We start from the raw sequence: 25,092 nt of genomic DNA on the forward strand, positions 1-25,092 counted from the left end.
TCTAAAAAATTGGCACATACTCGGTGTTACGCCGCTTTGTCGGCAAAGGTCGCCTTGAGGGATGCCTCGGTTACCAGTGTTTCGCCCACGTAGGCCTTGCCGTCGACCCCCCAGATGCCGCGGCGGTTGAAGGTCGTTTCGATCTGGATGCGCAGTTGATCGCCAGGGAATACCGGCTTTCTGAACTTTGCATTGTCGATGGACATGAAGTAGCTGACCTTTTTCTTCGTTTCATCGTCCGATGCCAGGTAGGCCATGATACCGGCGACCTGGGCCATGGCCTCGACGATCAGCACCCCCGGCATAACCGGATGGCCGGGAAAGTGCCCCTGGAAAAAAGGCTCGTTGATGGTGACATTCTTGATTCCGACGCAACGTTTGCCGTGCTCCAGCTCAATGATCCGATCGACCATGAGGAAGGGGTAGCGGTGGGGAAGAATCTTCATGATTTCATTGACGTCCATTAGCATGGGAAACCTCGTTGAAATAAAATAGTCGCCGTAGAAGCGCGGAGTAACAATCAATCTGCCACAGAACCACAAAAAAACGGAGAACTTCAAAACACAACCTGCCACAGAGACACAGAGACACGGAGAACGTCAAAGACAGAGCCTCTTTAATTTACAGCGTTGAACCAAAACTGTTTATCTCACTGCTTCTGCTTTTCCTCTGTGTCTCTGTGGCAGATTTCAGGACTGACTTTATCCTGTTCATTTTTTCAGCTGTTTTTCCAGTTCGGCGATGCGTTTTTCCAGGCTGCTGACCGTTTTCTTCAGGGTCGGCAGGTTGGAGACAACCGCCATGGATTTGAGCCACTCCTTGTGGGGCTGCGCCGGATAGCCGCTGTAGCCGGCATTGGCGGCCAGGGAGTTGGGTACTCCCGACTTGGCCCCCACCATCACGTTGTCACCGATGGTCAGGTGACCGGCAACCCCGACCTGGCCGGCCAGGGTCACGTGGTCGCCGACCTTGGTGCTGCCCGATATCCCCACTTGGGAGACGATCATGCAATCGCGCCCTATCTGGCAGTTGTGGGCGACCTGCACCAGATTGTCGAGCTTGGTCCCCTGTTTTACCAGGGTGACCTCCAGAGCGGCCCGGTCAACGGTCGTATTGGCACCCACCTCCACATCATCTTCCAACACCACGATGCCGATCTGGGGAATCCGGTAATAGCCGCGACCATCCGGGGCATAACCGAACCCATCGCTCCCGATAACCGCGCCGGGCTGGATGATCACCCGGTTTCCGAGACGGCAGCGCTCGCGGATAACGGCGTTGGCATGCACCACGCAGTCATCGCCGATCGCGGCCCCCTCGTAGATGACCGCGCCGCTGTGGATGACGGTCCGAGCGCCGATGGTGACGTTGTTCCCGATGCAGGCGCCGGGATAGATGCTGATCCCCTCCCCCAGCGTCACGCCGGTCCCCACGTTCGCCTCGGGCAGTATTCCCAGCCCGGGGTGGGGGGAGGTGTAGAAGAGTGTCAGTAGCTTGGCAAACCCCAGGTACGGATTGGCCACTTCGACCACATTGCGGCCGTAGCTTTCGTTTCCTGGGGCCATCAGCACCGCTCCGGCCTTGGTCTCCGCGACCTTGGCGGCGTACTTGTGGTTTGCCAGGAATGTGATGGTCTCGGGTCCGGCTGTTTCCAGGGGGGCAAGGCCGCCAACGCGCACCGCACCATCCCCCCGCACCGTACCGCCCAGGTATTCGGCAATTTCTTTCAATGTTTTACTTTGTTGCATGTCACTGCCCCGTAGCGATAGTCAAAATATTCGGACCGCACAATTCGATGCGGCGCCCGCTATTTCTTTTTGGCGGTGTTGAAGCGCTTCAGCACCTCTTCGGTCACATCGGACTTTTCATCGACATACAGCATCATACTGTCGTTTTTGGCAAAGATAAAGGCGTAGCCGTTGGTCCGGCCGTACTCCTTGATAACCTTTTCCATCTCCTCAAGAATCTTGCGGGTAAATTCTTCATCCTTGGCCTGAAGCTCATCCTGGGCATCCTTGGTGAAACGCTGGAACTCTTTCAGCCGCTGCTGATAGTCCTTTTCCTTGGCGGCCCTGGCCGTTTCGGAGAGGAGCATTCCCTGTTTTTCAAGCTCATCCTTCAGCTTCTTGAGCTCTTCCTGCTTGCCGTTGATTTCGTCCTGATATTTCTTGAGCCGTGCCGCCAACTGCTCCTTAGCCTCCTTGCCCGACTCGGAGTTGTTGAGCGCCCGCTGCATATCGACATAGCCGATCTTCACATCGGCAGCAGACGCCGATGCAGCTGCAAAGCCCAAAAACATGACTGCCGCCAGTATAAACCTTCTCATGATTGACGTTCTCCTTTTTCTGTATGATGCAACCTAAAAGAGGCTGCCGATCGAAAACTCGAACCTGCCGCTACGACTGTCCAGCTCGGCGCGCGGGTTGACGGGGATGCCATACTCAAGACGGAGCGGCCCAAGCGGCGAAGCCCATCTGATCCCCCCACCGTAGCTCAGCAGCAACGAACCGAACATCTTGCTGTATGAATCGTTGGTGCTATTGCCATAATCGAAGAACACGACCCCCTTGACCCCCGCCTCAGGCAGGATGGGGAAGGAAAACTCCATGTTGCCGTAGGCCTCCTTGTTGCCCCCGAGGTAGACCACTTCGTCGGATTTAACGCCGTTCTCCGGGCTTGCTGTCCCTAGATGCTTGGTCGGGGAAACCGTGCGGGCCTTGTAACCGCGCAGCGAGTAGATGCCGCCCAGGTAGAACTTCTCGTCGATCGGCACCAGCTTCCCTCCCACCTCCTGGACATACCCCAAAGCCAGCTTGGTGGAGAAGATCAGCTTCTTGTAAATCGGGTGAAACCAGGTGTTCTCCAGGGTATAGCGGGCAAACTTGTTATTTCCCCCCAGACCGGCGAATTCGGCAGTAAGCGAATTGATGAAACCGGTTGTGGGGTCGAGGTGGTAGTCGGTGTTATTGTGGGTGATACTGGCCATGACCGAACTGGTCGTCGTCATTCCCAGCGGATAGGTGTCCGGATCGGAGGAGTGGAGGTCCTGATAGGCCTGCTGGGGGTTGTAGATGTCCTTGATCTCATACTTGTACATGAAGAAGGTGCCGATAAAGTCGTTGATCGGGTACCCTCCTTTGATGTCGCCGCCGGTCAGGCGCCGGGTGTAGTCGCTGTAATCGCGCTGCGTCCGGTAGACGTCGGCCCCCAGCGTCCACTTGGTGTCGAGGAAGTAGGGATCGGTCAGGCCGAGGGAGTAGGTCTGGGACTTGCCGCCGATGGAACCGGAAACGTTCGCCTTGAGCCCCAGGCCGAGGAAATTCGATTGCTGCACGGACCCCTGCCCGATGATGCCGTCCAGGGAACTGTATCCGCCGCCGATGCTGAACGACCCGGTCGGCTTTTCCTTGACGTCCACGTTGACATTGAGTTTGTTGCCGGCGCTCCCCTTGGCCGTCGCAAGGTTGGCTTCCTCGAAAAAGCCCGTGTTCATAAGGTTTTGCTTGCTGCGCTTGATGCCGGTGGCGCTGTAGAGTTCGCCCTCGGTGATGCGCAACTCACGACGGACCACCTTGTCGCGGGTCTTGGGGTTGCCTGCGATATTGATCCGCTCGATGGAAACCAGCTCACCCTTTTCCATATCGAAACTCAAATCTATGGTCTGTTTTGCGCTGTCGGCCTTCGTCAATGGGTTGACGTTGGCAAAGGCATACCCCTTGTCGGCATAGGCATCTGTCAGGGTGGCTATATCGGTGCGCAGGGTGCTCCGACTGAAGATCTGTCCCGGCTCGACCTTGACCTTCTTGCGCAGTTCGCTCACCGGTTCAAGCAGGTCTCCCTTGAAGTCGAGGTCACCGATGCGGAACTGCTGCCCCTCCGTGATGCCGATGAACACCTCCAGCGCGTCCTTGGCATCGGTCAGCTTGACAACCGGCTCACCCACCTTGACATTGATGTAGCCGTTGTTCATGTAGTGGTCGGCGATCAGCAGGGCGTCGTTTTTCAACACCTCTTCCTTGTATGTGCCTGCCCCGGTCAGCCACGACAGAAACCACTTTTCCTTGGTTTCCATAACCTTGAGCAACTGCTTGTCGGTGAAGGCCCTGTTCCCGTCGAAGCGGATGGTGCGGATAAGGATCTTCTTCCCTTCGGTGACCTTGAAGGTAATCGCAAGCTCCGTGGGCGTACGTTTTTCCGTCAGCGGTTCGATCTCGGCGAGATAGTACCCTTCGTCGCCGTAGAGTTTTTTCATCTTGGCAACGCTCTTGGCAAGGTCCTTGGTGGAGAGGATGGCATTCTGACGGAATTCCAAGGCCTCCTTGAGCTTGTCGGTACTGATTTCCTTGTTCCCCTCGAATTTAATGTCGCGGACAACCGGTTTTTCCAGCACCGTATAGACGAGAACCACGCCTTTGTCGGTCTCTTCCGTCGCGGCCTGAATATCCTGGAAATGCCCCAGTTTGTAAATGGCGCGGATATCTGCGTCGGTCTTGTCGGCGGACAGGGTGTCGCCGGCCTTGCTCGAAACGACATTGAGGATGGCAGCCGATTCAATGCGCTGATTGCCCTTGGTCCGTACCTCGAGAATCTTTTCGCCCTCAGCCCGCGCCGTACCGGCGACGACAAGCTGAAACGCACATACCACCATCACTGCCATACGAAATATGGGCACTCTTCCCCCGAGACTCACAAGAATTATTCAAGCCGTCCATCAACCAGCCGCACGGTTCTTCCCATGGCGGCAGCCAGATGTTCGTTATGGGTGACGACAACCAGGGTCAGTCCCTTTTTCTGCTGCAATTCGGCCAAAAGAGCATGCACACCCTCGCTGGTCTTCATATCCAGATTGCCGGTCGGCTCATCCGCCAGCAGCAACTCCGGCGACAGCGCCAGGGCGCGCGCAATGGCCACCCGCTGCTGCTCGCCGCCGGACAATTCACCGGGGCGGTGCCCCAGGCGGTGGGAGAGCCCGACATCATCCAGCAACTCCTCTGCCGTTGCCCTGGCCTTGTCACGAGCAGTGCGGGCGATCAGGGCCGGCATCATGACGTTTTCCAGGGCGGTGAATTCGGACAGCAGATGGTGAAACTGGAAGACAAACCCGATGCTTTTGTTGCGGAAAAACGCCAGTTCACGGTCGCTTTTTCGAAAAATATCCTCGCCGCGAAAGCTGACGGTCCCCGATGACGGCCGGTCCAGCGCCCCCAACAGGTGCAACAGCGTACTCTTGCCGGCACCCGAAGCCCCCACCAGGGCGGTGGTGGTCGCGGCTTCCAATTCAAGGTCGATGCCGGCCAGCACCTCAACCCTGTTCGGCCCGGTTGCATAGGTCTTGCACAGGGCGCGAACCTCGAGAAGGTTGCTCACAATAGCACCTCTTGACGAAAAACGCAGCGGGTTGAAAAAAATTCACATTTCCTACTCATAGCGCAACGCCTCGGCGGGCAGCATCCTGGACGCCTGCCACGATGGGTACAGGGTGGCGATGAACGAAATCAGCACCGCGGTCACCGATATCAGGACCACATCCGACGGCACCACCATCGACGGGAAATGGTCCAGATAATACACGTCCTTGCTGAAAAAGTTCAGGCCGGTGACCTTCTCGACGACGGTGATGATCGGCTCGAGATTGAGGGCGATGAGGAGCCCCGAGGCAACGCCCAGGATGGTGCCGATGACGCCTATGATCAGCCCTTCCAGGACGAATATTTTCATGATGCTGAGACCGGTGGCTCCCATGGATTTGAGGATGGCGATATCCCGGGTCTTCTCCATAACCACCATGAACAGGGTCGAGGCGATGCCGAAGGCCGCCACGAGGACGATGAGGGTCAGGATGATGAACATGACCATCTTCTCCGTCTTCAGGGCAAAGAGGATGTTGCGGTTCATCTGCATCCAGTCCCGGGCATAATAGTCGCCCCCCATGGTCCGGTTGATGGCGCGTGCCAGTTCTCCGGTATGATAGACGTCATCCACCTTGAGCTGGATGCCGGAAACCGTATCCCCCAGGTCGAAGAAAGCCTGGGCCTGGGCCAGGCTGACGTATGCCAGGGTCGAGTCGTACTCGAACATGCCGGTATTGAAGATCCCCACCACGCGAAACGGCTTCATCTTGGGCATCATGCCCAAGGGGGTGATGTTCCCCAGGGGAGAAACCACGTTGATCGTGTCGCCGACGAACAGGTTCAGGTGTTTGGCCAACTCCTTGCCCACCACCAGCCCCGGCTGGCCGTCGGAGCCCGCCCCCATGACGGGGTCGAGTTTGTCGATGGAACCGTCTATGATCGACTTGCTCAGCTTGGTTACCAGGCGGTCCGACTGGACGTCGATCCCCCGCAGCACCACTCCGGAGACATTCTTGCCCGACGACAGCATGACCTGGTTGTAGATGAACGGCGTGGCCGCCTGCACCCCTTTGAAGCCCTTGAGCTTCGCCATGACTTGCTGGTAGTCGTCCATGGGGGCGCCGCTGCGGATGACCACCACATGGGCATTGGTCCCGAGGATTTTTTCCTTCAGGTCTTCTTCAAAGCCGGTCATGACCGCCAGCACCACGATCAGCGCCATGACGCCGAGGGTGACCCCGGCGGTGGAAATAAAGGTGATGATGGAAATGAATGTTGATTTGCGCTTGGCCTTCAGATAGCGCAACCCGATAAAAAGCTCGAAGGGCATCGCCTATTTCATTTCCTTCCGCAACTGGGGAAACAGGATCACGTCGCGGATCGACGCGGAATCCGTCAAGAGCATCACCAGGCGGTCAATGCCGATACCTTCGCCGGCCGTGGGGGGCATGCCGTACTCCAGGGCGCGGACATAGTCCTCATCCATGTAATGGGCCTCCTCGTCCCCCTTGTTCTTCTCGGCCACCTGGGAGAGGAAACGCTCCTTCTGGTCGACCGGATCGTTCAGCTCCGAGAAGGCATTGGCGATCTCGCGGCCGCCGATGATCAATTCGAAGCGGTCGACGATATCGGGGTTGTGATCGTTCTTGCGCGACAGCGGCGACACCTCGGTCGGATAGGCGGTGATGAAGGTCGGCTGGATCAGCTTGTGCTCGACCACCTCATCGAAGATCTCCATGACCAGCTTGCCGTGGCCGATGTCCTGGGGAAGGTCGAGGCCGAGGCCGCGGGCATAGGCCAGCGCCAGGTCGCGGTCGTCCAACTGTTTGGCGTCGATATCGCCGTGCTCCAGGATCGCCTCCCGGACGGTCAGGCGCTTCCAGGGGCGCTTGAAGCTGATCTCGTTCCCCTGGCAGGTGAAATCCAGCGTGCCGAGAATCTCCTGGGCCACATGGCAGAAGAGCTCTTCGGTGAAATCCATCAGTTCTTCATAGGTGGCGTAGGCCTGATAGAACTCCATCATGGTGAACTCGGGGTTGTGACGCACCGAGATTCCCTCGTTCCTGAAGTTGCGGTTGATTTCGAAGACCCTTTCCAGGCCGCCCACCACCAGGCGTTTCAGGTAGAGTTCGGGGGCAATGCGCAGAAAAAGCTGCATATCCAGGGCGTTGTGATGGGTGACGAAGGGCCGGGCCGTGGCGCCGCCGGGGATCGGGTGCATCATGGGGGTCTCGACCTCCAAGAAGTCGCGGCCGGCCATAAAACCGCGGATCAGGTTGACGACCCGGGAACGCTTGATAAAGACCTCGCGCGATTCCGGATTGACGATGAGATCCACGTACCGTTGGCGGTAACGGGTTTCCAGGTCGGTGAGGCCGTGGAACTTCTCCGGCAACGGGTGCAGCGATTTGACCAGGAGACGGATCTGCTTCGCGTGGAGCGACAGTTCGCCGGTCTTGGTGCGGAAGGGAAACCCCTCGATACCGACGATATCGCCGATATCGAAGGATTCGAAGGTCTCGAAGGCCTCTGCGCCGATCTCGTCCTTTTTGACATAGACCTGGATGCGCCCCTTGCGGTCCTGGAGCTGGATGAAGGCGGCCTTGCCGAAGGAACGCCGGGCAAGCATGCGGCCAGCCACGATGTACCGTTCACCGCTGGCATCGAACTGTTCCGTGCCGCCGTAGGCGGCAACCACATCGGCCGAGGTGTGCAGCGGTTTGAAATCATTGGGGTAGGGATTGACTCCGGCCTCCCAGAGGGCATCGACCTTGCGGCGTCTCTGAAGCAGGAGTTCGCTGAGTTCTTCCATGGTGTTTTTTCAGCCTTTCGTAAGCAACAATCCGGGATTCGGTGGGGCAAGACTGGTAAAAATATCGCCAACATCCTGTCAGGTCAAGAAAAAAAGGAAGCGGCCGTCAAGCCCCGCCACAGGCGGTTCTCATCCTGCGGAGGGGGCTGACCGACAGGGGCACTACCGGTTTTCTTCGTCCTTTTTGACGCTCCGGGAACGGCTCGCGCGTTTTTTCGGCGCCACGGCTTCCTCAACCACCGGCTCGGATGGGGCGGGGGCTTTGGCGGCCTTTTTAGCCGGAGCCCGGCGCGGTTTCGCCGTTTTTTTCTCCGGCTTCGCCGCCCCAGGGTCCGCTTCTACAGGGGGAGCGTCTGCCGCTGCCGGCGCCGGCTCGATCTTCTTCCGGGTGCGGGGGGCTTTGGCCCGTTTGGGCTTTTCCGTCTCCGGGGCCGCCTCGGTTTTATCCGCAACGGGCGGTTCGGGGGCAACGGCCCCGGGCTGGACGATAGCCGCTTCGTCCTCCTGCTTGGCCTTACGGGTCGTGCGGCGCGGCTTGGCACGCTTTTCGGGCGCCGGCTCCTCAGCCGGGGCAGCAGCGGCCGGGACGGCGACATCCGCGGCCACGGCGGCCGGTGCGGCGGCAGCCTCCGTGGCCGCCCGGGCCGTCTTGCCGCGCCGGGGCCTTTTGGGGACCGCCGCCGCTTCGGGCTCAACCGGGACAGCCTGTTCGGCGGGCGCCGCCGGGGCGGTTTCCACTGCCTCGGCCATTGGCGCCGCTGTTTCCGCGGTGTCCCCATCCTGCGCCTTGCCCCCTTTACGGCGACGGCGCTTGCGCTTTTTCTTGGCCGGGGTTTCCGGCGTAGCGTCGTCTTCCTGGTCGCGCGCGGCTTCCGCCGGTGGTGCGGCTTGCTGCCGCGATTCCTCCGGCCCCCCTTCCGGTGCCGGGGATTCGGCGGCCACGGCTACCGCCTCGGGTGCTCCGTCTCCGGCCGGTTTCTTCTTCTTGCGGCGGCGTTTGCGCTTCTTGCCACCTTCGGCAACGACGCCCTCGGCCACCTTTTCTTCCGCCCGCGCGGGTTCGGGCCGGTCAACCTTCCGTTCCGACGGTTCCGGCTGTTTCGGCGCCTCGGCAGCTTCCGCCTCGGAGGCACGGACATCCTCCATACGCGGTTTTTCCCGTTTGACGGTCTCCAGTTCGAGCTGGTTCATGGTAAAGGAGGGTTTCCCCTTCACCGTTACCTCGATCTCGTAATCGTTTTCGATCTGGGTCAGATCCCGCTTCTTGCGATTCAGCAGGTAATAGGCGACTTCCAGCGGCAGGGAACCGCGTACCTCGGCCACGGTCCCTTTGGCCGCGGCGGCATGCACCTTGCGCAGGAACGAGACGGCCATGGCCTCCACCGACTTGACCTTGCCGCGCCCCTCGCAGTGGGGGCACGCCAGGTGAATGGCGTCGTTGAGCGTCTTGGCGATGCGCTGGCGCGACATCTCCAGCATGCCGAATTCGGAGATCCGCCCCAGATTGACCCGGGCCTTGTCCATCTTGAGGGCATGTTTGAGGGCCTTCTCAACATCGCCGTTATGCTTCCGTTCCCGCATGTCGATGAAGTCGATCACGATCAGGCCGCCCAGGTCGCGCAACCGGAGCTGGCGCGCCACCTCTTCGGCGGCCTCCAGGTTGGTCTTGTAGGCGGTATCCTCAATCCCCCGCTCGCCGCAGGACTTGCCCGAGTTCACGTCGATGCTGACCAGCGCCTCGGTCGGTTCGATGATCAACGAGCCGCCGGAGGGAAGCGCAACCCGCTTCTCGTAGATCTGGTCGATCTGCTCTTCCAGTTGAAAACGGGAAAAAATGGGGCGTTTCTCCTTATGCAGCTTGACCCGTTTTTCGCACTTGGGCATGGTCTCGCGGAAAAACTCCTTGGCCTCCCGGTAGGCGTCCTTGCTGTCGACGAGCACCTCATCGATGTCGTCGGAAAAATAATCGCGGATGGAGCGGATGATCAGCCCGCTGTCGCGGTAGACTTCGCCCGCCCCGCTGATCCCTGCTGCCCGCGCTTTAATATCCGCGTACAACTCCAGCAGGTTTTCCAGGTCCTTGTGCAACTCCTCCGGCGTGCGCCCGACCGCCTCGGTGCGGATGATGTAGCCGATCCCCTCGGGGACGTTCAGGCCGGCCACGATTTCCTTCAGTTTTTTACGCTCGCCCTCCTGCTCGACCTTGCGGGAGATGCCGGTGGAGTCGCTACCCGGCATGATCACCATGTAGCGTCCCGGCAGGGAGATGTAGCTGGTCAGGGCCGAACCTTTGGTGTCCCGCTCGTCCTTTTCCACCTGCACCACCAGCTCCTGGCCGCGGCGCAGCACCTCCTGGATGCGGGGCCGGCGCTTGCGCTGATCCTCCGGGACATCGTCGCGCCACTGCCAGAAGTCGGGATGTAACTCCCCCATCTGGAGAAAACCCGGCTTGGCCCGCCCGATATCGACGAAGGCGGCCTGGAGGCCCGGTTCAACCCTCAGCACGACCCCCTTGTAGATATTGCCCTTGGTCTGTTCCTTGCCGCTGATCTCGATGTTGAGCTCCATCAGGCGGCCATCGTGCACGATAGCCACCCGCGTCTCTTCGGGATGCATGACATTGATCAGCATTTTTTTGCTTACGGTCTCGCTCATTGCGTGTATTCCTTTCAAGTGAGACGTGCTCACATGACTACATTTAAATGAGTTATTATATAGATTCCAGCACCGAAAGCAAAGAAAAAGGGACACCTGGCGGAAATTGGCTGCCGCCCGGCGTCCCTTGGCAAGGATGTATGAGTGCGGGCATCACCATGCCCCGCCCGTCGTCAGTTTTCCGTCATGAAGTGTTGTTCGTAGAGGTCTTCCAACGCCTGCAAATGGCGGCTTTCTTCCTTGAAAAGCTGTTGAAAGAGCTGCCCCATGGGGGCGCCGCTGCACCCCGATGCGACCTTGCCGTAAAAATCGACGGCACCCTTCTCCAGGTGAATGGCGTAGACCAACGCCTCCCGCACACCCGACTCGGGGCCAAGCTCCTGTTTTTTGAAGACATAGTCCAGGTGCATGGTGGGGATCGGCTTATCCAGGGCCTCGCCCCCCCCCATGCGCCCTTCCAGCAGCGCCTTTTCCAACTGGTGTTTATGGTCGAGCTCATCCAGCGCATTATCGCGCAGAAGTTCCCGCGCCCCCTTGTTCGTCACCCTGCGGAGGGCGGCAAGATAACTGCGAAAACCCTCGTTCTCCATCTCAATGGCCATCTCCACGGCAGCATCAAAGGTATAGCAGACCTGATCGTCGCTCATGCTGTACTCCCCTCCTCTATCTGATGTAGGCGTTACCTGCGTCTGCGCTAGCGGGAGTCATACTGTAGCTCATATTGTATACAGTTTCAAGAATGCAATTTCACGCAACAACTCATGACAAAAAGCAACGCCCCGATTCCGGGAGGGAAACGGGGCGACAGTGCCGACGAGCGTACTCGGAACCAGGCGCTATTCGACGACCTTGGCCGACACGATGAAAACCGGCTCCACGGGGACGTCGGAATGGCCCCTGCTGGTGCCGGTCTTGACGGCGCGGATCTCGTCAACCACCTCCATGCCTTCCAGCACCTTGCCAAAGACGCAGTAGCCGTAGAGGTCCGGCTGCTTGCCCCGGTGGTCGAGAAAGGAGTTGTCCACCACATTGATGAAAAACTGGGAGGTAGCGGAATCCACCACGGAAGTACGGGCCATGGCCAGGGTGCCGCGCTCGTTGGAAAGGCCGTTGTCGGCCTCGTTCTTGATGGCGAACTTGGGCTTTTTCTGCTCCAGGTTTTCATTCATGCCACCGCCCTGCACCATGAAATCCTTGATGACCCGGTGGAAGACCAACCCGTCGTAAAACCCTTCACGAACGTAGGAAAGAAAATTCTTTGCGGTGATTGGCGCCTTATCACTAAACAGCTCGATCTTGATGGAGCCCTTGGACGTTTCCAACATGACACGTGGGTTCTGCTCGGACATCTGCAACCTCCTGGTGCGTATAAATTCTGATCTTGTCCCGTCAGGTGGCTGTTTAGCACACTGCGGCGTAAAATTAAACCTTCTTTTTTCAGGGTTGTCAATGGAGGCCCCAAAATCGCGACGTGCCTGCCCCGCAGGAAAGATTAAAAGAAATACACGTTTCTTGATTGCACACCTCAGTGATATTATTATTTATTTTTTAACATGTTAATAAAAGTAACACTGACGCCCATGTCACAATATATCGATATTATTATCATTTTAAAGACAGTGTTAAAAATGTTACCATTTTTTCCCCCGAAAACCGTCCCTGCAACGCCGCCACAGGTCACCCGCCAAACCAACCAGTGGATAACTCTGGATTTTGCACACATGGCACGCATGTTGATAGAACCGCTCCAGGAGCCCGTGCGGCAGGGAGAGCCCAGCTGTTCCACGGGACGAAAAAAGCGGTGGTCAGGGAGGAGTAATGATGGAAGAGGACCTGGTAACGTTTTTCTGTATCTCCTGCGGTTTTGTCGGCACCCTGCCGCGCACGGGAGTAACCCATGAAACAAAACGGGCGGTATGCCCGAAGTGCCGATACTCGTTTCGCATCTCCGGTTGCCTGGCGGATGTGCAACCCCGCACCCTGCCGGCCGGCGTGCTCATGGTGTAAGGTCCCACCGTCGGCGGGGCATCCGCCGCGCCGCCCTTCCGGCAGCATGAAAGACGGCCGCGACCATTCGCGCCGCCCGCGCCTCTTTTTTTGTGGAGCATAGCCGCAGAATAGGTTAGTATCCGCCCATTCTTTTCGGAATGGCGACATGGCACATCAGGAACAGTGGACAACCATCAAGGTCCTTGCCTGGACCAAAGACTATCTGGGCACAAAGGGCATCGAAAACGCCCGTCTCGAAGCGGAATGGCTGCTGTGCGCCGCCACCGGCCTGGACCGGGTCGGGCTCTATCTCCATTTCGACAAACCGCTCAACGACGGCGAATTGGCTGCATTCCGCGCCATGGTGGCCCGCCGGGCCCGGCGCGAGCCGCTCCAGCACATCCTCGGCACCCAGGAGTTCTGCGGCCTGGAGTTCGAGGTTTCCCCGGACGTACTCATCCCCCGCCACGACACGGAAACCCTGGTAACGGAGGCGCTCATCCGTCGGCCGGAGGCGCGGAGCGTGCTGGACATCGGCACCGGCAGCGGTTGTATCGCCGTTGCCCTGGCCCATAGCCTGCCCCAGGCGGCCGTAACCGCCATCGACATTGCCCCGGCCGCCCTGGCGGTGGCGCGACGCAACGCCGAGCGCAACGGGGCAACGGTGGAGTTCCTGTCAGGTTCGCTCCTGGAGCCGGTGGCCGGGCGCAGCTTCGACCTGATAGTATCCAATCCCCCCTACATCCCCAGTACCGATATCGACCGACTCGAGCCCGAGGTGCGGGACTTCGATCCCCGCGGCGCCCTGGACGGCGGCGCGGACGGGCTGGACCTCTACCGGATCCTGATCCCCGCGGCCCCGGCGCATCTGAACCCGTCCGGCTGGCTGCTGGTGGAGGTGGGGATCGGCCAGGCCCCGGCGGTTGCGGAATTATTCAAAAAAACACAAGAGTACGATCACCCCATGACGGCGCGCGACCCCGGCGGTATCGAGCGCGTGGTGGGGGCACAACGAAAGGATGTGTCATGACGGTAGATGAAGCGAACCAGGTGTTGACGGAGGCCGACCTGCTGGTTGGCGAGGCGGGCGTGGCAGCGGCCATCGGGCGGCTGGCGGGAGAGATCACGGAGCAGCTCAAGGAAGCAAACCCGGTGGTGCTCTGCGTCATGAACGGCGGCTTGATCTTTGCCGGACAACTCGCGACCAAGCTGGTGTTTCCCCTGGAGATCGAGTATTGCCACGCCACCCGCTACGGCCATGAAACAGCGGGAGCCGGACTGAACTGGATCGTGCGGCCGCGTCAGGAGTTGCGGGGCAGAACGGTGCTGCTCGTGGACGATATCCTGGACGAAGGCATTACCCTGGCCGCCATTGCCGACTACTGCCGCGAGCAGGGGGCAGCCCGGGTGCTGATGGCGGTCCTGGTGGACAAACGTCACGAGCGCAAGGTCTCACCCGGTTTCCGGGCCGACTTCACCGGCATGGAGACCGACGACCGCTTCCTGTTCGGCTACGGCCTGGACTATAAGGGGTATTGGCGCAATGCGCCGGGAATCTACGCGGTGAAAGGGTTGTAAATGAAAGACTTTTTCCGGTTCGAACAGCACAAGACGAGCTACCGCCAGGAGACCCTGGCCGGGGTCACCACCTTCCTGACCATGGCCTACATCATCATCGTCAACCCGGCCATCCTGGAAAACGCCGGCATCCCCAAGGGGCCGTCGGTCACGGCCACGATCCTGGCGGCGGTGATCGGCACCGTGATCATGGCCCTCTGGGCGCGGCGTCCCTTTGCCATCGCCCCGTACATGAGCGAGAACGCCTTTATCGCCTTTGTGGTGGTCAAGGTGATGGGCTACCCCTGGCAGGTGGCCCTGGGGGCCGTCTTCATCGCCGGGGCGCTCTTCACGCTGCTCACGGTCTTCAAGATACGCAGCTGGCTGGCGGAATCGATCCCCCTGTCGCTCAAGGCCAGCTTTGCCGTGGGCATCGGCCTGTTTCTGACCTTTATCGGCCTCACCGAAACCGGGCTGGTGGTGCTCGGCGTGCCGGGCGCGCCGGTCAAACTGGGCAATATCTCCCAGCCGTCGGTGCTCTTGGCCATGGCCGGCTTTCTGCTGGTGGTGGTGCTGATGGCCCGCCGCGTCCGCGGCGCCCTGGTGATCGGCATCATCGCCACCACCATCGGCTCCATCGCCCTGCACATCACCCCCCTGCCGACCCAGTTCGTCAGCCTTCCCCCTTCCCTCGCCCCGATCCTGTTCAAGCTGGACATTGCCGGCGCCCTGGACGTACACTTTTTCCCGGTCGTGATGGTCATCTTCATCATGGCGTTCCTGGATACGGTCGGGACGCTGATCGGCCTCTCCATGCGGGCCGACCTGCTGGATGAAAACGGCAACCTGCCGGAGATCGAAAAACCGATGCTGGCCGACGCCCTGGCCACCATGGCGGCGCCGCTCCTGGGCACCAGCACGACCGGCGCCTACATCGAATCGGCCGCCGGCATCGAAGAAGGGGGCCGCACCGGCTTCTCGGCCCTGGTGGTGGCGGCGCTGTTCGCCCTCTCCCTGTTCTTCGCCCCGCTCTTCACCATCGTGCCGCCCCACGCCTACGGCATCGCCCTGATCGTGATAGGCTCCTTCATGATCCGCCCCATCACCCAGCTCAACTTCGACGACTTCACCGAACTGATCCCGGCCTTTCTGACCGTGGTCCTGATGATCTTCACCTACAACATCGGGGTGGGCATGACCTCCGGGATGATCGCCTACGTCCTGCTCAAGCTGTTCACCGGCCGGGCGGCCGAGGTCAAGGCCGGGATGTGGGTGTTGGCGCTCTTGTCCCTGTCCCTGTTCTTCTTCCTGCCCAAGATGTAGCCAGCCCCGACAGGTCGCCCGATATAACGAAAGGGAGGTGGGAGCCGTTGCGCTCCACCTCCCTTTCGTTATCCTGAATCAGTGACGCCCGAACGGCGGAGCGAGCGACATGCCGGAGTCCAACGCCGCCCATGCAGCACCATGCCGGCTATGCCGTGAGCCCTCCGCCGTGGTGGAGGCACAGCCGACACTGCCGGGACTGAGGCATGCTAAGCGAACGGAACCGCGAAGGCGTCACTGATTCAGGCTTGTCCTGCTATTTCCCGCCGAACTCCCCATCCGTTTAATCACCACGCAGATAGAAAAGCGTCCTCCTTTTGAGCAACTATGGCGTTTCCAGAAACGCAAGCACCTCGGCCGGGTGCTGTTCCGCCTTGGCGACCTTGGCCCAGTGCTTTTGCACCACGCCGTCCGGGCCGACGACCACGGTGGAGCGGATGGTGCCGGTGCTCTTTTTGCCGTACATGACCTTTTCCCCGAACGCCTGGTAGGCCTGCATCATGGTGGTATCCGGGTCGGACAGAAGGACGAACGGCAACCTCTGGGCCGCGATGAATTTTCCGTGGGAGGCGATGCTGTCCTTGCTGACCCCCAGAAGCACGATCCCCCGGTCGACGAGCTTCGTATAATCGTCCCTGAAACCGCACGCCTCCTTGGTGCAGCCGGGGGTGCTGTCCTTGGGATAGAAATACAGGACCACGGTTTTTCCGGCATACTCCTTCAGGCTGTGGCGCGCGCCGTCGCTCCCCTCCAGGTTGAAATCGGGGGCCTTCTTCCCTTCCAGCGACATGATTTCCCTCCTCGGCACAAACAGGATAATTTTTATCTTCAATCCACCATACCATTATTTTCGGAAAGGTCAACACCGGCAGCCGGATCATTTTTGCTGCGCCTCGGCGCGAACTATGTTACCATTTCGTAACACGGTTTCGAACGGAGGCATTCATGGGCGCAACACCGGATATCTCGACCATCCACCGGGCAATCCTGGAGAGTATGGGAGAGGGGGTCATCTTCATCAACGCCGAGGACCGGCTGACCTTTATCAACCATACCGCCGAGCAGATCCGGGGGATCAAGGCCGAGAACTTCATCGGCCGCCACATCCTCACCATCCATTCCCCCACCACCGCGGAACGGGTCAAACAACTTCTCAGCGGCCTCAAGGACGGGTCGATCCAGCAGACGCGGCGGGTGATCGAGGTCAAGGGCAAATATTTCGAGAACAGTTACTACCCCATACGGGCAACAGAGGGCTCCTACCTGGGGGCCGTCCTGGTCAGCCGCGACATCACCGAGAAACAACTCCTCAAGGAAGAGAACCGCCTGCTGCGGGACCAAATGGGGCTGGGCGACGCCTTCAACGATTTTGTGGGGACAAGCCAGCCCATCCTGCAACTCTTCCAGACCATTGCGGCCATCGCCACCCTGGACTCCACCATCCTGATCACCGGAGAAAGCGGGACCGGCAAGGAATTGGTGGCCGCGGCCATTCGCCAGCACAGCAAGCGGCTCAACAAACCGATGGTCAAGGTCAACTGCGCCGCCCTGCCGGAAAATCTGGTGGAATCGGAGTTATTCGGCCATGAGCGGGGGGCTTTCAGCGGGGCTTTTTCCAGCCATCGCGGCAAGTTCGAGCTGGCCCACGGCGGCACCATCTTCCTGGACGAGATCGGCGACCTTCCCTCCAGCGCCCAGGCAAAACTGCTGCGGGTACTCCAGGATCGGACCATCACCCGGGTGGGGGGCGAGAAGGAGATCGCCGTGGACGTGCGCATCATCGCCGCCACCAACCAGGACCTGCAATCCCTCGTGGCCGCGGGGCGCTTCCGGGAAGACCTGTACTACCGGCTCAACGTCATCACCATTCATGTGCCCCCCCTGCGGGAACGGCGCGAGGATATCATTTCGCTGGCCGAATATTTCCTGCGGCGCTTTGCGGACCAGATGGGGCGCCCGGTCACGGGGATCGGCCAGGCAGCGGCCCATATCCTGACGGCCTACGATTTCCCCGGCAATGTCCGGGAGCTGGAACACGCCATCGAGCGGGGCGTTGCCCTCTGCAACGGCGGGAACCTCATGCCCCAGGACCTCCCCGCCGGTTTCCTCGCGGCCGGCGGCAGGACCGCGCCGGTCCGGCGCGACAACGACACCCGCCCCCTGCGCGCCCTGTCCCGCTCGGTCGACGATTTCGAGCGCCAGATGATCCGTGACGCCCTTGCTAAGACCGGCGGCCGCAAGCAAGAAGCCGCGCGCCTGCTCAACATATCCCGCAAAACCTTGTGGCAAAAATTGAAACAGATGGAAAACGGGTAACAGATGTTACGCTAATGTTACCCTAAAGTAACATCCTCCCGCCGCATTTCCCTCACTCTCCACCCGCCCCGCAAAAAATAATGTGTGCTTATGAATAGTTACACATTCATCGTCTCCTTGGCACGCTCCATGTAACGCTGTTCTCCGGTTGGGGTTCCCCCGCATTGCCAGGCGCTATTCCGGTGATACACTTGGAGCCGTACCCCTACACGCTAGGTAACAATCTTAGCAAGGAGCATTCATGCCGGTTTCAGGAGTCGTCATCACCTGTGTTGACGGGTGCGCCCGGGAAGTGGCCCAGCGGCTCGCCGCCCTCGACGGCGTCGAGGTGCACGGCGTGCTCCCGGACGGGCAGATCGTGGCCGTCCTGGAGGCGGATACGGTCGATGGTGAGGTACGGATGTTTGCCGGCTTTCACGACGTTGATGGTGTGGTGGCGGTCAGGCTTGCCTACCATAATTTCGAGGATACGGAGCAGGTGCCGTCCTGAAGTCGCATTTCCCAGCACAGGAGGGGTATATGGAACTTTCCAGGCGTGATTTTCTCAAGAGCAGCGCGGCCGCGGCCGCATTCGCCGCGGCTGGCGCCGCGGCGCCGAGCCCCTTGCGACCAAAGGATGCAGCGGCGGCGGAGAGCGGCATCACCTGGGGCAAGGCCCCCTGCCGCTTCTGCGGAACAGGCTGCGGCGTGCTGGTCGGCGTCAAGAACGGCAGGATCGTCGCCACCAAAGGCGACCCGGCCGCCCCGGTCAACCGTGGGCTCAACTGTATCAAGGGCTATTTCCTCTCCAAGGTCCTCTATGGCACGGACCGCCTGACCAAGCCGCTCATCCGCAAGGGAAACAGGATGGTGGAGGCTTCCTGGGACGAAGCCATGACTCTCATCGCCTCGAAGTTCCAGGAGGCCATCGCAAAGCACGGCCCCGATTCGGTGGCCATGTACGGCTCCGGCCAATGGACCGTCTTCGAGGGATACGCCGCCAGCAAACTCTTCAAGGGGGGCATCGGCACCAACAACATCGAACCCAACGCCCGGCTCTGCATGGCCTCGGCCGTGACCGGATTCATGAGCACCTTTGCCAGCGACGAACCCATGGGGTGCTACGACGACCTGGACCTGGGGGATACCTACTTCCTGTGGGGCGCCAACATGGCCGAGTGCCACCCCATCCTCTTCTCCCGCATGATCGACAACCGTTTGAAAAACCCCAAGGTCAGGATCATCGATTTCGGCACCCGCCACACCCGCACCTCCCAGATGGCGGACCAGTACGTCCGGTTCACCCCCCAGACCGACCTGGCGCTCCTGAACGCCATCGCCCACGTCATCATCCGCGACAAGCTCTACGACGAGCAATTCATCAAGGATCATGTCGTCTTCAAGCGGGGCAAGGAACAGATCGGCTACGGCCTGGAGGACAAATTCAAATTTGCCGACGAGCCGAAACTGATCGGCTTTGACGAGTACACGGCGTTTCTCAAGCCCTACACCCCGGAATACGTGGCCGCCATCTCGGGAGTACCGGCCACAACCATCGTGGAGTTGGCCCACCTGTACGCCGACAGGAAGCGCAAGGTCACTTCCCTCTGGACCATGGGCTTCAACCAGCATACCCGCGGCACCTGGGTCAACAACCTGGTCTACAACGTCCACCTTTTGACCGGCAAGATCTGCAAGCCGGGGGAAAACCCCATGTCCCTGACCGGCCAGCCCTCGGCCTGCGGCACGACGCGCGAGGTGGGCACCTTTACCCACCGCCTGCCGGCCGACATGGTGGTCACGAATCCCGAACACCGGGCGAAGGCCGCAAAAATATGGGGCGTCGATCCCAAGAAGATCTCCGCCAAACCGACCTACAACGCCACGGAGATGTTCCGCGCCCTGGACCGGGGGGACATCAAGGTAGTCTGGGTGCAGGTCACCAACCCGTTCCAGTCCCTCCCCAACCTGAGCCGCTACCGCACGGGTGCCCGGAAGGGGGATGGCCGTTTCGTGATCGTCTCGGACATCTACCCGACCCGCTCCACGGAACTGGCCGACGTGATCCTCCCCTCGGCCTCGTGGGTCGAGAAGGAGGGGGTCTTCGGCAATGCCGAACGCCGCACCCAGCAGTGGTTCAAGCTGGTGGACGCCCCGGGCGAGGCCCGAAGCGACCTGTGGCAGACCATGGAACTGGCCCGGCGCCTCGGCCACGGCAACCTCTTTCCCTACAAGGAGGTGGAACGGGAGATGTGGGAGGAGTACCGCACCTTCAACGAGGGACAGGGCAAGGATCTGGCACCCTACGCGACCTATGCCACGACCCGCGGCCTGCGCTGGCCGGTGGTGAACGGCAAGGAGACCCTCTGGCGCTACGCCGAAGGCCACGACCCCTATGTGAAGCAGGGGGAGGGGATCAAGTTTTATAAGAACAAGCCCGACCACTACAAAGCGGTCATCTGGGCCCGCCCCTATGAACCGGCGCCCGAGGTGCCCGACAAGCAGTACCCGTTCTGGCTCTGCACCGGCCGCGTGCTGGAGCACTGGCACACCGGCACCATGACCGGGCGCGTGCCGGAACTCAAGCGCGCCTACCCCGCCGCGGTGTGCGAGATGCATCCCGACGACGCCAAACGGCTCGGCGTCCAAAACCTCCAAAAGGTGAAAATTTCCTCCCGGCGCGGCTCGATTGTGCTGCCGGTGGAGTTGCACGGCCGAAGCCGAGCCGAAAAAGGCAACATCTTCGTGGCCTTCTTCGACGAGGGCAAGCTGATCAACGAGTTGTGCATCGACGCCTACTGCCCCATCTCCGGTGAGCCGGACTTCAAGAAGTGCGCGGTCAAGATCGAAAAGGCGTAAGACCGAAAAGAACAAAGACAATCTGCCACAGAGACACAGAGACACGGATAAAACCAGGAGTAAGACACACAAAAGAACAGCGATTCTTGATGTACCTCAAAGATTTTTTTGCTGTTCTCTGTGAACCTCTGTGTCTCCGTGTCTCTGTGGCAGATATTGATTTTTAATCCCAGTAGGAGGTCATCCATGAAAGCTTTGCTCAGGATTCCGCCCCTGGTCGCCTGCGTCGTCGCCCTGGCGCTCCCGGCGTTGGCCCAGGAGCGGGAAAACTACGAGGCCGATGCCCGCAGCGCCGAAGACGCGCCGCCGGTGATCCCCCATTTTGTGGCGGACAACGCCAACGGCACAACGTGCCTGGCCTGCCACGAAACCGGCCTGAAGGGGGCGCCCGTGACGCCCCACCCCACCCGCCTCAATTGCACCCAGTGCCATGTCAGGAGCGAGATGAGTGCGAAAACGCCCGGAACAAAGACAAAGTCACGGCAATGAGCATCAACCGCAGGGGACGCCCCGGAACGGACGGACGTGCCCAACAGAGGGATAAAATGAAAAGAGAGCGATGGGAGGGGGTGGGAGCATGTCGAGTTTTTTGAACGGGAAACAGTGGTTAGTCCTGGGCCTTGCCGGTGTTGTCGCGCTGTTGGCGGTTGCGTTCCTGCTGGTGGGACCACCCCAGCTACTGGCCAAATCCGACTCTCCCGGTTTTTGCGCGGGATGCCATGTCATGGAGAGCGAGCATACCGCCTTCCTGCATGCCGGAGCGCACCGCAGAAACCGCTGTGTCGATTGTCATCTGCCGAATGAGAACCTGGCGATTCATTACGTCTGGAAGTCCATCGACGGCATGAAGGACGCGATCTTCTTCTATTCCGGCCACACCCCGGAACGGATCACACTTTCCGAACATGGGGCAAAGGTACTCCAGGCAAACTGCATCAGATGCCACGAAGAATTGGTTTCCATGATCAATACGGAACAAAAATGCTGGAGTTGCCATCGCAGCATTACCCATTTACGCAGCGGCGCAATAGAGACACTCTAACTTATAAACAAAAGGGGGTACACCAATGAAGATGAGAACTGTGGTTTTTGTGGTTGCTGCGGCAGGTATGGGGTTGTTCGCCGGCGGCTGCTCTCCGCAAAAGGCCGAGCAGGTGAAAACGGTACAGATCGCCGACGGCACGATCGATCCGGCAGAATGGGGAAAAGCGTACCCGGTTGAATACGAAATGTGGAAAAAGACCGCCGATGCGCCGGAGACGCCCGGTCTGAGCAAATACAAAAGAGGGAACGACAACCCCAAATCCATGGTCGACAAGCTCTCCGAATATCCGTACCTTGCCCTGCTCTTTAACGGCTGGGGTTTCGGCATCGGGTATAACGAGCCCCGCGGCCATTCCCACATGGTGCAGGACCAGCTCGATATCGATGCATCGCGTGTCAAGGCCGGCGGCGTCTGTCTCACCTGCAAGACCCCTTACGTCAATCATCTCGTGAAAACCATGGGCCCCGACTACTACAAGACCCCCTACAAGGAGGTCCTGGCCAAGATCCCCGATCAGAAGAACGCCACCCTCAGCGTGGCCTGCAGCGATTGCCACAACAACAAGGACATGTCCCTGATGCTCTCCCGGGATTTCACCCTCGGCGCGGCCCTGCGCGACATAGGGGTGGATACCACCAAGCTCGACCATCAGACGAAACGGACCCTGGTCTGCGCCCAGTGTCATGTTACCTATGTCATTCCCAAGGACAAGGAGATGCATTCAACCGGGGTGTTCTTCCCCTGGCAGGGAAGCAAGCTCGGCAATATCACCATCGAAAACATCATCAAGAAGATTCAGAGCGACCCTTCCTACGGCGAGTGGAAGCAGACCGTTACCGGTTTCAAGCTGGGATTCATCCGCCATCCCGAATATGAACTTTTCTCCAACAACAGCGTGCACTGGAAAGCGGGAGCGTCCTGTGCCGATTGCCATATGCCGTACACCAAGGTCGGTTCCCACAAGGCATCCGACCATCGCATCACGAGCCCGCTGAAAAACGGCCTGAAGGGTTGCCTGCAGTGCCATGCGGAGAGCCCGGAATGGCTCAAGGGCCAGGTCATCGCCATCCAGGACCGGACCGTTTCCCTGCAGATCCGTGCCGGTTATGCAACGGCCACCGTGGCCAAACTCTTTGAGATGACCCACAAGGCCCAGGCGGCCGGCAAGACCATCGACAAGGGGCTCTACGACAAGGCGAAGGAATACTACGAAGAGGCTTTCTACCGCTGCACCTTTATCGGCGCGGAGAACTCGGTGGGTTTCCACAACCCCAGCGAGTCCCTGCGGGTGCTGGGAGACTCGGTTGCCTTTGCCACCAAGGCGGAAGCGCTGCTCCGTCAGGCATTGGCCCAGGCGGGAGTAAGCGTCCCGGCCAAGGTCGATCTTGAGCTTGCCAAATACCTCAACGACCGGGGAGCAGGTAAGTTGAAATTCCGCAAAGAGCTGGAACTGCCCGATCCAAGCGGTGTCCAGAACCGTTTCTAGGTTTCGGTGCCATGCTTGATGCACAAGCCCCGCAGTCAATGACTGCGGGGCTTTCCTGTCCGGTTGTCCGGGACTTCAGAATTTTCTACCATTGGGGTGCCCAGTCGTGCCATTATATTCACAGGTATGGTCGCCGGTTACCCCTCCGCGGTGGAAGCCAACACCGACGGAGAGGTCTTTCCGGCGTATCGCGAACACACCCGAACAGAAGGCAAGGACAAGGCAATGGACATCAGCCGCAAGGAATTCTTCAAAAAGAGCCTGTTTTCCCTGGGCGAGGCGATCACCACGGTGAGCAGCGCCCTGAAGGAACCGGGGCACGAACAGCCCACCATCCGGGACACCGCCGATTTCGTCCCGGCCGGGCAGGAAAATATGCGGGCGGTGGCCTATAATGGGCAGTGCCTGGCCAAGAACTGCGGCTGCTTCGCCTGTTTCGAGCGGTGCGAGGCCCAGGCCCTCACCGTGGTCATGGGTGAGGGGATCAGGATCGATGAAGCCAAATGCACCGGCTGCGGCACCTGCGAATACGTCTGTCCGGTGACGCCCAAGGCGGTGAGGCTGCAACCCCGTAAGGAGTTGGAACCACCTGTCCAGAAGGCTGTTCCTGGAATAGCATAAGGAAAAGGGCCGGCTGAATACAAAGACGGCGGGCGCCAAAAAACGGAAAACAGACACGTACCGCGAAAAAAGCCCCGTTCCAAAAGGAACGGGGCTTTTTTCGCGCCGCCTGAGCCTGGGGTGAACTAGACATAATGTCTAGGCGGCCAGCAACCCGAACAGGCTCTCCTGGATATTTGCGATGTCCTCCGACGTCGGCTGCACGTTGCCGATCCGTTTGAGCCAGAAATGGTCCGATGCGGTCGCCCCCTCGGTCTCNCGCGCCGCCTGAGCCTGGGGTGAACTAGACATAATGTCTAGGCGGCCAGCAACCCGAACAGGCTCTCCTGGATATTTGCGATGTCCTCCGACGTCGGCTGCACGTTGCCGATCCGTTTGAGCCAGAAATGGTCCGATGCGGTCGCCCCCTCGGTCTCAATCTTCATCTCTACCGGGAACAGGGAAAAGTAGCTGAGCTGTCGCAGTATCCCCACCAGAAAACCTATCTTGTCGGCCCCCACGATCCTGGCGTAGAGCGAGCCGCCGTGCCGGGGGGATACTTCCAGGTGATAATCCTTCAGGCTGATGTTGGGCGCGGACCTGTAATCCGCCGGTTTGCCGAATATGGACGGGACATCCAGGGAGGTGAGGACTTCCGGACGCGCCATGCGCGGTTTTATCTCGAACTGGGCCGACCACTTCAGGGGGCTGGTCTTGACGGCGCTCCCCCGGATAATGCCGATGTCCTGCTGCGTGAGGGCGGACGCCAGGGAACCGGCCCAGCCTGACGAGAGTACCCCGCTAAGTTCCAAGAGCGCCGTCCCTCCCTGGGGCCTGATGGAATACTCGAGATCCCTTCCCGGAGACGTGTGGAGTCGGGTGCTGTCGGTCATAAAGCTGCTCGTCGTCATTGGCTGCCTCGCTTCGTTATTTTTCTCAGGGAAGCGTGCAATTTGCTTGCCGACATGAGACGAGCCGCCAACCCAATGGCCAAACCGGGTCAACGCCCGATTTCCGCCGTTTTCCCTCGGGTAACCGCAGGAAACCGCCCCCGAAAAGGTTCTGGCCGATGAGTAAGGGATTGACACGAGTGCCCGTATTTGCGGCAGGGATGCCGAGG

At 59.9% G+C, this 25,092-nt stretch carries 23 protein-coding genes; 11 read left to right on the forward strand and 12 right to left on the reverse strand.

Features of this window, described 5'->3' with window-relative positions; all coding sequences use genetic code 11:
• Positions 1-26: 26 nt before the first annotated feature.
• The 10 genes from fabZ to F6V30_RS00510 all read right to left on the reverse strand — a co-directional run bounded on the left by fabZ (position 27) and on the right by F6V30_RS00510 (position 12,167).
• Positions 27-470, reverse strand: coding sequence for a 3-hydroxyacyl-ACP dehydratase FabZ (fabZ, locus tag F6V30_RS00465; RefSeq protein WP_149306977.1), 444 nt, complete (start codon positions 468-470; stop codon positions 27-29).
• Positions 471-710: 240 nt separating this feature from the next.
• Positions 711-1,748 (reverse strand): UDP-3-O-(3-hydroxymyristoyl)glucosamine N-acyltransferase, encoded by a 1,038-nt coding sequence (lpxD, locus tag F6V30_RS00470; RefSeq protein WP_151154582.1) that lies wholly within the window; start codon positions 1,746-1,748, stop codon positions 711-713.
• Between the two features lie 59 nt (positions 1,749-1,807).
• On the reverse strand, positions 1,808-2,326 hold the full coding sequence (locus F6V30_RS00475) for an OmpH/Skp family outer membrane protein (protein WP_151154583.1): 519 nt from the start codon (positions 2,324-2,326) through the stop codon (positions 1,808-1,810).
• Positions 2,327-2,359: 33 nt separating this feature from the next.
• Positions 2,360-4,657, reverse strand: coding sequence for an outer membrane protein assembly factor BamA (gene bamA, locus F6V30_RS00480; protein WP_151154584.1), 2,298 nt, complete (start codon positions 4,655-4,657; stop codon positions 2,360-2,362).
• Between the two features lie 38 nt (positions 4,658-4,695).
• Positions 4,696-5,367 carry an ABC transporter ATP-binding protein gene (locus F6V30_RS00485; RefSeq protein WP_151154585.1) on the reverse strand — a complete coding sequence of 224 codons (672 nt, stop codon included), beginning with the start codon at positions 5,365-5,367 and terminating at the stop codon, positions 4,696-4,698.
• 51 nt (positions 5,368-5,418) lie between these two features.
• Positions 5,419-6,681: a lipoprotein-releasing ABC transporter permease subunit gene (locus tag F6V30_RS00490; protein ID WP_151154586.1), complete on the reverse strand. Its 1,263-nt coding sequence runs from the start codon at positions 6,679-6,681 to the stop codon at positions 5,419-5,421.
• A 3-nt stretch (positions 6,682-6,684) separates the two neighbouring features.
• A complete protein-coding gene (gene lysS, locus F6V30_RS00495) occupies positions 6,685-8,163 on the reverse strand; it encodes a lysine--tRNA ligase (protein ID WP_151154587.1) in 1,479 nt (492 codons plus the stop codon).
• 162 nt (positions 8,164-8,325) lie between these two features.
• Positions 8,326-10,818, reverse strand: coding sequence for an Rne/Rng family ribonuclease (locus F6V30_RS00500; protein ID WP_151154588.1), 2,493 nt, complete (start codon positions 10,816-10,818; stop codon positions 8,326-8,328).
• Between the two features lie 173 nt (positions 10,819-10,991).
• Complete coding sequence (locus F6V30_RS00505; protein ID WP_151154589.1) at positions 10,992-11,465, reverse strand: ferritin-like domain-containing protein; 474 nt, start codon at positions 11,463-11,465, stop codon at positions 10,992-10,994.
• A gap of 189 nt (positions 11,466-11,654) precedes the next feature.
• Positions 11,655-12,167: a peptidylprolyl isomerase gene (locus F6V30_RS00510; protein WP_151154590.1), complete on the reverse strand. Its 513-nt coding sequence runs from the start codon at positions 12,165-12,167 to the stop codon at positions 11,655-11,657.
• Between the two features lie 469 nt (positions 12,168-12,636).
• Between F6V30_RS00510 and F6V30_RS00515 the strand changes: the two genes are divergently transcribed.
• From F6V30_RS00515 to F6V30_RS00530, 4 genes are all read left to right on the forward strand, one after another.
• The gene (locus tag F6V30_RS00515; protein WP_151154591.1) at positions 12,637-12,825 is read left to right on the forward strand and encodes a hypothetical protein; all 189 of its coding nucleotides are present in this window, start codon (positions 12,637-12,639) and stop codon (positions 12,823-12,825) included.
• A 148-nt stretch (positions 12,826-12,973) separates the two neighbouring features.
• Entirely contained in the window at positions 12,974-13,837 is an 864-nt protein-coding gene (gene prmC / locus F6V30_RS00520) for a peptide chain release factor N(5)-glutamine methyltransferase (RefSeq protein ID WP_151154592.1), read from the forward strand.
• Positions 13,834-14,385, forward strand: coding sequence for a hypoxanthine-guanine phosphoribosyltransferase (locus F6V30_RS00525; RefSeq protein WP_151154593.1), 552 nt, complete (start codon positions 13,834-13,836; stop codon positions 14,383-14,385). Before prmC ends, F6V30_RS00525 begins: the two co-directional genes overlap by 4 nt.
• Positions 14,386-15,687 carry an NCS2 family permease gene (locus F6V30_RS00530; protein ID WP_151154594.1) on the forward strand — a complete coding sequence of 434 codons (1,302 nt, stop codon included), beginning with the start codon at positions 14,386-14,388 and terminating at the stop codon, positions 15,685-15,687.
• 325 nt (positions 15,688-16,012) lie between these two features.
• Here the strand turns inward: F6V30_RS00530 and F6V30_RS00535 are convergent, their stop codons facing one another.
• Complete coding sequence (locus tag F6V30_RS00535; protein ID WP_151154595.1) at positions 16,013-16,477, reverse strand: peroxiredoxin; 465 nt, start codon at positions 16,475-16,477, stop codon at positions 16,013-16,015.
• A gap of 155 nt (positions 16,478-16,632) precedes the next feature.
• On the opposite strand from F6V30_RS00535, the gene F6V30_RS00540 reads away from it, so the two are divergent.
• From F6V30_RS00540 to F6V30_RS00570, 7 genes are all read left to right on the forward strand, one after another.
• Entirely contained in the window at positions 16,633-18,003 is a 1,371-nt protein-coding gene (locus tag F6V30_RS00540; RefSeq protein ID WP_151154596.1) for a sigma-54 interaction domain-containing protein, read from the forward strand.
• Positions 18,004-18,244: 241 nt separating this feature from the next.
• Entirely contained in the window at positions 18,245-18,493 is a 249-nt protein-coding gene (locus tag F6V30_RS00545) for a chaperone NapD (RefSeq protein ID WP_151154597.1), read from the forward strand.
• Positions 18,494-18,522: 29 nt separating this feature from the next.
• Positions 18,523-20,841, forward strand: coding sequence for a molybdopterin-dependent oxidoreductase (locus F6V30_RS00550; RefSeq protein WP_151154598.1), 2,319 nt, complete (start codon positions 18,523-18,525; stop codon positions 20,839-20,841).
• Positions 20,842-21,027: 186 nt separating this feature from the next.
• Positions 21,028-21,330, forward strand: coding sequence for a hypothetical protein (locus tag F6V30_RS00555; RefSeq protein WP_151154599.1), 303 nt, complete (start codon positions 21,028-21,030; stop codon positions 21,328-21,330).
• Between the two features lie 88 nt (positions 21,331-21,418).
• Positions 21,419-21,883, forward strand: coding sequence for a cytochrome c nitrite reductase small subunit (nrfH, locus tag F6V30_RS00560; RefSeq protein ID WP_151154600.1), 465 nt, complete (start codon positions 21,419-21,421; stop codon positions 21,881-21,883).
• A gap of 25 nt (positions 21,884-21,908) precedes the next feature.
• Positions 21,909-23,372, forward strand: a complete 1,464-nt coding sequence (locus tag F6V30_RS00565) for an ammonia-forming cytochrome c nitrite reductase subunit c552 (protein WP_151154601.1) — start codon at positions 21,909-21,911, stop codon at positions 23,370-23,372.
• Between the two features lie 225 nt (positions 23,373-23,597).
• Complete coding sequence (locus F6V30_RS00570; RefSeq protein ID WP_191965535.1) at positions 23,598-23,993, forward strand: 4Fe-4S binding protein; 396 nt, start codon at positions 23,598-23,600, stop codon at positions 23,991-23,993.
• A 296-nt stretch (positions 23,994-24,289) separates the two neighbouring features.
• Here F6V30_RS00570 and F6V30_RS00575 read toward each other — a convergent pair whose 3' ends face one another.
• Complete coding sequence (locus F6V30_RS00575) at positions 24,290-24,865, reverse strand: hypothetical protein (protein ID WP_151154603.1); 576 nt, start codon at positions 24,863-24,865, stop codon at positions 24,290-24,292.
• Between the last annotated feature and the right edge of the window lie 227 nt (positions 24,866-25,092).

This window comes from Oryzomonas sagensis, assembly GCF_008802355.1.
In the GTDB taxonomy this organism is placed as follows: Bacteria; Desulfobacterota; Desulfuromonadia; order Geobacterales; family Pseudopelobacteraceae; genus Oryzomonas; species Oryzomonas sagensis.

Excerpts from the sequence above, each read along its gene's own strand:
- fabZ (WP_149306977.1), bottom strand. The coding sequence starts at position 470 with ATGCTAATGGACGTCAATGAAATCATGAAGATTCTTCCCCACCGCTAC.
- lpxD (WP_151154582.1), bottom strand. The coding sequence starts at position 1,748 with ATGCAACAAAGTAAAACATTGAAAGAAATTGCCGAATACCTGGGCGGT.
- F6V30_RS00475 (WP_151154583.1), bottom strand. The coding sequence starts at position 2,326 with ATGAGAAGGTTTATACTGGCGGCAGTCATGTTTTTGGGCTTTGCAGCT.
- bamA (WP_151154584.1), bottom strand. The coding sequence starts at position 4,657 with ATGGCAGTGATGGTGGTATGTGCGTTTCAGCTTGTCGTCGCCGGTACG.
- F6V30_RS00490 (WP_151154586.1), bottom strand. The coding sequence starts at position 6,681 with ATGCCCTTCGAGCTTTTTATCGGGTTGCGCTATCTGAAGGCCAAGCGC.
- lysS (WP_151154587.1), bottom strand. The coding sequence starts at position 8,163 with ATGGAAGAACTCAGCGAACTCCTGCTTCAGAGACGCCGCAAGGTCGAT.
- F6V30_RS00500 (WP_151154588.1), bottom strand. The coding sequence starts at position 10,818 with ATGAGCGAGACCGTAAGCAAAAAAATGCTGATCAATGTCATGCATCCC.
- F6V30_RS00505 (WP_151154589.1), bottom strand. The coding sequence starts at position 11,465 with ATGAGCGACGATCAGGTCTGCTATACCTTTGATGCTGCCGTGGAGATG.
- F6V30_RS00510 (WP_151154590.1), bottom strand. The coding sequence starts at position 12,167 with ATGTCCGAGCAGAACCCACGTGTCATGTTGGAAACGTCCAAGGGCTCC.
- F6V30_RS00515 (WP_151154591.1), top strand. The coding sequence starts at position 12,637 with ATGATGGAAGAGGACCTGGTAACGTTTTTCTGTATCTCCTGCGGTTTT.
- prmC (WP_151154592.1), top strand. The coding sequence starts at position 12,974 with ATGGCACATCAGGAACAGTGGACAACCATCAAGGTCCTTGCCTGGACC.
- F6V30_RS00525 (WP_151154593.1), top strand. The coding sequence starts at position 13,834 with ATGACGGTAGATGAAGCGAACCAGGTGTTGACGGAGGCCGACCTGCTG.
- F6V30_RS00530 (WP_151154594.1), top strand. The coding sequence starts at position 14,386 with ATGAAAGACTTTTTCCGGTTCGAACAGCACAAGACGAGCTACCGCCAG.
- F6V30_RS00535 (WP_151154595.1), bottom strand. The coding sequence starts at position 16,477 with ATGTCGCTGGAAGGGAAGAAGGCCCCCGATTTCAACCTGGAGGGGAGC.
- F6V30_RS00540 (WP_151154596.1), top strand. The coding sequence starts at position 16,633 with ATGGGCGCAACACCGGATATCTCGACCATCCACCGGGCAATCCTGGAG.
- F6V30_RS00545 (WP_151154597.1), top strand. The coding sequence starts at position 18,245 with ATGCCGGTTTCAGGAGTCGTCATCACCTGTGTTGACGGGTGCGCCCGG.
- F6V30_RS00550 (WP_151154598.1), top strand. The coding sequence starts at position 18,523 with ATGGAACTTTCCAGGCGTGATTTTCTCAAGAGCAGCGCGGCCGCGGCC.
- F6V30_RS00555 (WP_151154599.1), top strand. The coding sequence starts at position 21,028 with ATGAAAGCTTTGCTCAGGATTCCGCCCCTGGTCGCCTGCGTCGTCGCC.
- nrfH (WP_151154600.1), top strand. The coding sequence starts at position 21,419 with ATGTCGAGTTTTTTGAACGGGAAACAGTGGTTAGTCCTGGGCCTTGCC.
- F6V30_RS00565 (WP_151154601.1), top strand. The coding sequence starts at position 21,909 with ATGAAGATGAGAACTGTGGTTTTTGTGGTTGCTGCGGCAGGTATGGGG.
- F6V30_RS00570 (WP_191965535.1), top strand. The coding sequence starts at position 23,598 with ATGGACATCAGCCGCAAGGAATTCTTCAAAAAGAGCCTGTTTTCCCTG.
- F6V30_RS00575 (WP_151154603.1), bottom strand. The coding sequence starts at position 24,865 with ATGACCGACAGCACCCGACTCCACACGTCTCCGGGAAGGGATCTCGAG.